The sequence below is a fragment of the Brachybacterium sp. genome, from assembly GCF_052095815.1.
In the GTDB taxonomy this organism is placed as follows: Bacteria; Actinomycetota; Actinomycetes; order Actinomycetales; family Dermabacteraceae; genus Brachybacterium.
The window spans coordinates 1-4593 of the sequence record NZ_JBQDLF010000090.1; the positions used below are offsets into that span (position 1 = coordinate 1).

Here is a 4593-nt window from a genome sequence, read left to right on the forward strand (position 1 = left end):
GCGGTCAGGGTGGGGTACTCCTGCTGGTGCTCGCGCACGAGCCGCACGCACCTCGCGCGCAGCTGGGGATCGATCTTCTTCGGCATGTCCATCCTCTCGGACTCAAACAGCAGCGGCATCAAACCCGGGCCGATTCACAAGCGTGCAAGACGTGCCCGGCCGAACCAGGCGGTGGTCCCTAGCCACTCGATACGGTGGTGCTGACGTAGGAGACCTTGTGACCCTTTCGACCCATGTGGCTGTCGAGGCCGGTGAGCTACCCGCACTCCGAGCGGCCATGCGTGACGCGCAGACGTCCGCCTCCGACTACTACGGGCAGACCGCCCGCAACGACAGCATCGACGATCTCGGCACGCCGGTACGTAGGTTCCTTGTCGCCGCTCAGACGGTCAATGACCTGCTCACGAACAGCGTCAGTGACTCTGCGACGTATGGGGCCGTCACGAGTCCAGGTGGGCACCCGAGCGCAGGTCTCATCCGAGGTGTGAAGTACGTGCGGAACGTTGCACAGCACGTGGCGCACGTGATCCGGCCCAGCGACGAGCACGTACTCATCGGAGGCGTTCTCGGTCTGCGGATCTACACGTTCTGGGACGAAGTGCCTGCCACAGTGCATGCCCAGCTGCGTCCGAGCACGCAACGACTCAAGGCGGACTACGACGCATTGTTGTTGGGCACGAACGTCACCGACACGATGCTCGACACTCTGAGGTTCTTCTCGGATATCGCTCCCGGTATCCCTCACCGTGACCAGCGGGGCGAATGGACCGGATTCCCGTTGATGAGCCAACCCGGTGTGAGAGATCGACTCCACCCCGAAGAACCCAAGGACGAGAAAGCCGCACGCACATGGCTGAACGAGCGCCGACCCAACGGCGATGTACGAGTCGTTTGTGGTCAGCTCACCAAAGACGGGACACGGTACCTCCTCGGCCACACGTTCGTAGGACGACTCTCGTACGCTCCGTTCGTTGAGACTGCGGAGCAGCTCAGCCGTGATGTAAACGCCGGATTCCCGTACGTTGTGGGTGATGTCTTGGCGAATACGATCGACCGCTCGGCGGACGTTCCGCACGTAGTGCAGGGTGCGGTGTTCGAAACCCATGGTGACGTCGCGGCGTGGACAAAGCCTGTCCTCAGCGGCGGCTGGGATGAGGACTGGGTTGACGAGAGGACTGCAAGCACCTGGCGCGGAGTGCTGGAGATGGAGCGAGGAGAGGGCATCTTCGCGAGTTCGGCCTACCCGATACGTCGTGCGCGACGCTTGAACGCCCTCGTGCCATATTCGCCCTAGTCGTCGCAGATTCAGTCCTACAGGCTCGGCGCGACGGGGCCTTCGAGAGTCGGTGCCGGTCCGCCGTGGGTGATGCGAAACCTCACAGTGGCGTCGTTGATCCGCTCCTCGGTGGCCGGGTCGTTCAGGGCGAGGGTGCCGTCCGCGGTGACGACGTGCTGGCCGTAGCGTGCGCCGACAGCGATGAGGATGGTGCCCTCGATGTCGGCGGCAGGCCAGCGAACGGGGTCGAGGTGTCCGGTCACGTCGAGGAGGCCGCCCGCTGCGACCCTGGGGACGGCGCGGATGTACCCCGAGGCGTAGCAGGCACCGCCGGCGTCGATGATGAGGCGTTGGCGGATGATCCCAGCGACCTGGAGCCTGCCGCCGGCGAGGGCGTGGACGCCGCCGTGGGCTGCGCCGAGCAGCCGAGTGGGACCACTGACACGCAGAAGGGCGTGCTGGTCGTCAGAGAAGACCAGTTCGTCGCCAGTGTCGTGGATGCGCTCGGTCATGCCTCCTCCACGGTAGCCCGACCTGCAGACGCTCACAGGCGGCGTGCCCTATCGGCCCGCGGCGCGTCCATGCGCGGAGTATCGGCGAACGGTTCACCGATCGACTGCGCGCGGCGCAGCGCGGCGGAGGCGGTGCGGTAGTCGGCGGTCTGCTGCGCCTTGGTGATGTCCTTCGGGTTGCCCAACGGTGCTCGGCCGGTGATGTCGTAGCAGTGCCGGTACAAGGCGATGGTGGTGGCGTGGGCGATCCAGGTGACGCGGACGATCCGCGCTCGGGGTATCGGGCCGAGTCGCTTGGTCCAGTCCTCGCCGGCGTCGAGCGCGTGACGAAGCCCGCGACGGGCTGCGGTCTCGATGAGCTGCTGGCGTTCGGCGAGCGCGGCCTGCATGTCGCCCGGGACCGGCTCGGCGGGCACCGGGATGAGCCCGGCGACCCGGCGCGGCCGGGGACCGCGGCCCTGGCTTCGGCTGATGGTGGCGTGGTCGATCTGCTTGGCGAGCTGCGCGGCCGGGTCGGCCTGGTCCTCGCCGGGCACGATCCCTGGGGCGAGGGCGGTGAGGATGCTGGTGACGTCGTGTCCAGCGGCTTCGTGGCGGGCGAGGGCGCCTTCCAGATGCTCGTAGTAGGGGCTGGTGAACACGTCATCGGCCACATCGCCGGTGAAGGGCGCGACATCGAGCAGAGTGGCCCAGCGCTCGGCTTGTGCTTCTCGGGCGAGCAGGTCGTACTCGTCCAGGAGCGTGGTGAGCGAGGCGTGCCGGTCGACCTCGAGTTGCCGGGTCTCGGTCGCGGACAGGTCGGCGTCGCTGCGGGCGAGCACCCGCGCCAACTGCTCGGTCACGGTCTTTTGCTCAGGTTGGTCGAGGTGGGGTTCGACCTCGTGCGGGTCGGGCTGGATCACGTACGCCTCGTTCCGCCGCCGGCCACGAGTCACGGCGACGTAGAACAGTTCGCGAGAAGCCCTGTCGGGGTCGATGAGGGCGTGCGCGGTGTCCACGGTCATGCCTTGGGCCCGGTGGACCGTGGAGGCATATCCGAGTTCCAGATCCTCGCGGACATAGGAGGCGGGCAGCACGAGTGCCCTGCCGCGTGGACGTTCGCTGTGTCCGAGTCTGCGTACCGTGAGGGAGCCGTCGTCGTGGCGGTGGGTGACCTGCCACCGGTCGCCGTTCTTGACCCACGTCCCGCCGGTGGACAGACGGCGCTCGTTGCGGCGGGTGACCACCAGATCACCGACACCAGCGCGGGTTCCGTCATGCAGGGCCACGCCCTCGGTCTCGACCGTCCCGGCGCCGATGAGGTCGGTGCGGGCGCGTTGGTTCAGCTCGGCGACGGCCTCGCCGGTCGCGGCGATCATCAGCGTGGAACGTCCGGCGTCGCGGTCGGCCTGCCACGCGTCGTAGAGGGCGTCGAGCATCGCGTCGAACCCGCCGTCATGCAGACGGTTGTGGTCGTCGTAGGTCTCCAGCACACGCGCTTTCCCGTGCCGCAGGGCCAGGCTGGCGGACTTCTCCCACTCGTGGACGAACCGACGCACGCCGGTCAACTCGGCCACGCCACGCCGGTGACGGGTGAGCATCCCGAACGCCCCGCCGGTCTCCACCGCGGACAGTTGCGCCCAGTCACCGATGAGCACAACCTTGGCCCCGACCTCGGCCGCGTGCGCGGTGATCTGATCCAGGGTGAGAGTTCCGGCGAGGGAGGCTTCGTCGACGAGCACGAGCTGACCGGCCTGGAGGTTCCAGCGACCCTTGTGGTGTTCGTGGAGGAACTTCGCCGTGTTCTCCGCCCGCACGCCGAGACTGTCACCGAGGACTTCGGCAGCCACCGCGGACGGAGCCAGCCCGATCACCGAGTCCTTGCCGTGCGCGGCGGTCCATGCCCGATGCAGGGCACGCAGCGCGGTGGTCTTGCCCGCCCCGGCCGGTCCGACCAGCAGATCGAGGGTGAGCCCGGAGCGGGCGATCGTCGTGATCGCGCTGACCTGATCCGGCTCAAGCCGAACACCCTTGGTCCTGCGCGTGGTGTGTCGCGCCACCAGCCGCGCCGACAGCATCGGCGCGTCATCGGCAGCGGAGAGGCGCAGGAGCCGGGACTCGGCGTCCAGGATGTCCTGGCTCGTGTAGGCGATCTGGTTCACGGGCTGGAACCTGTTGCCCTCGCCGTCGAGGTACTGCTCGGGCACGGCACGGTCGTAGACGGGGGTGAGCCGCAGTGACCGGTCTTCGGCCTGTTGCACGATCCGGTCGGCCACCGTCATCCGGTCGGAGGTGGTGGCCAACCGGACCCCCATGAGTTGCCGCATCACCTCGGCGTGCAGGTTCAGCCGCCCCCAGGTGGCGCGCCGGTTGGCGACCTCCATCAGCACCACCGCGGCGAGGTTGGACACCTGTTCCGCCCCGAGGTCGTCGGCACGCAACCCCACCTGTGAAGAACCCCCTGCAAGCAAGTGTTGCGCCCAGGCCGTTGCATCCTCGCCGAGCACGCCAGTTGCGCGGTCACGCCACTCGGCGGTCAACTCGGCGAGCGAATGCAACTCCTTGTCCGGACGGGTCTCCAGCGTCGCCTGCTGCCGCAACCGCGCAATCACCCGCGCCGACGGCGCATGCCCGTGCTCGGCCGTGTACTCGGCGATCAGACGGTCCTTGACCTGCTCGATCCCCTCCACCCCCACACTGCCGGTGGTGCGCCGGGAGAACTCCGAGACCAGCGCGGCTGGAACGCCGTCGATCTCCCAGCCGGTGTTGCGGGGGGCCTACCCCCGGTTCGTGGACACGGGGGTGTTTACGCTGCGAGCGCTAGCT

General features: G+C 68.0%; 3 protein-coding genes and 1 pseudogene. 1 reads left to right on the top strand and 3 read right to left on the bottom strand.

Going from position 1 to position 4593, the window contains the following annotated elements; all coding sequences use genetic code 11:
• Nucleotides 1-217 precede the first annotated feature (217 nt).
• Nucleotides 218-1294, top strand: coding sequence for a hypothetical protein (locus ACTH43_RS18310; protein ID WP_441446318.1), 1077 nt, complete (start codon nt 218-220; stop codon nt 1292-1294).
• Nucleotides 1295-1311: 17 nt separating this feature from the next.
• Here ACTH43_RS18310 and ACTH43_RS18315 read toward each other — a convergent pair whose 3' ends face one another.
• The 3 genes and pseudogenes from ACTH43_RS18315 to ACTH43_RS18325 all read right to left on the bottom strand — a co-directional run.
• Complete coding sequence (locus ACTH43_RS18315; RefSeq protein ID WP_441446319.1) at nt 1312-1788, bottom strand: hypothetical protein; 477 nt, start codon at nt 1786-1788, stop codon at nt 1312-1314.
• Nucleotides 1789-1820: 32 nt separating this feature from the next.
• The gene (locus ACTH43_RS18320; RefSeq protein WP_441446320.1) at nt 1821-4151 is read right to left on the bottom strand and encodes an ATP-dependent DNA helicase; all 2331 of its coding nucleotides are present in this window, start codon (nt 4149-4151) and stop codon (nt 1821-1823) included.
• A gap of 138 nt (nt 4152-4289) precedes the next feature.
• Nucleotides 4290-4526 (bottom strand): annotated as a pseudogene (locus tag ACTH43_RS18325) (relaxase domain-containing protein); the annotation flags it as partial.
• Between the last annotated feature and the right edge of the window lie 67 nt (nt 4527-4593).

Excerpts from the sequence above, each read along its gene's own strand:
- ACTH43_RS18315 (WP_441446319.1), bottom strand. The coding sequence starts at position 1,788 with ATGACCGAGCGCATCCACGACACTGGCGACGAACTGGTCTTCTCTGAC.
- ACTH43_RS18320 (WP_441446320.1), bottom strand. The coding sequence starts at position 4,151 with ATGGAGGTCGCCAACCGGCGCGCCACCTGGGGGCGGCTGAACCTGCAC.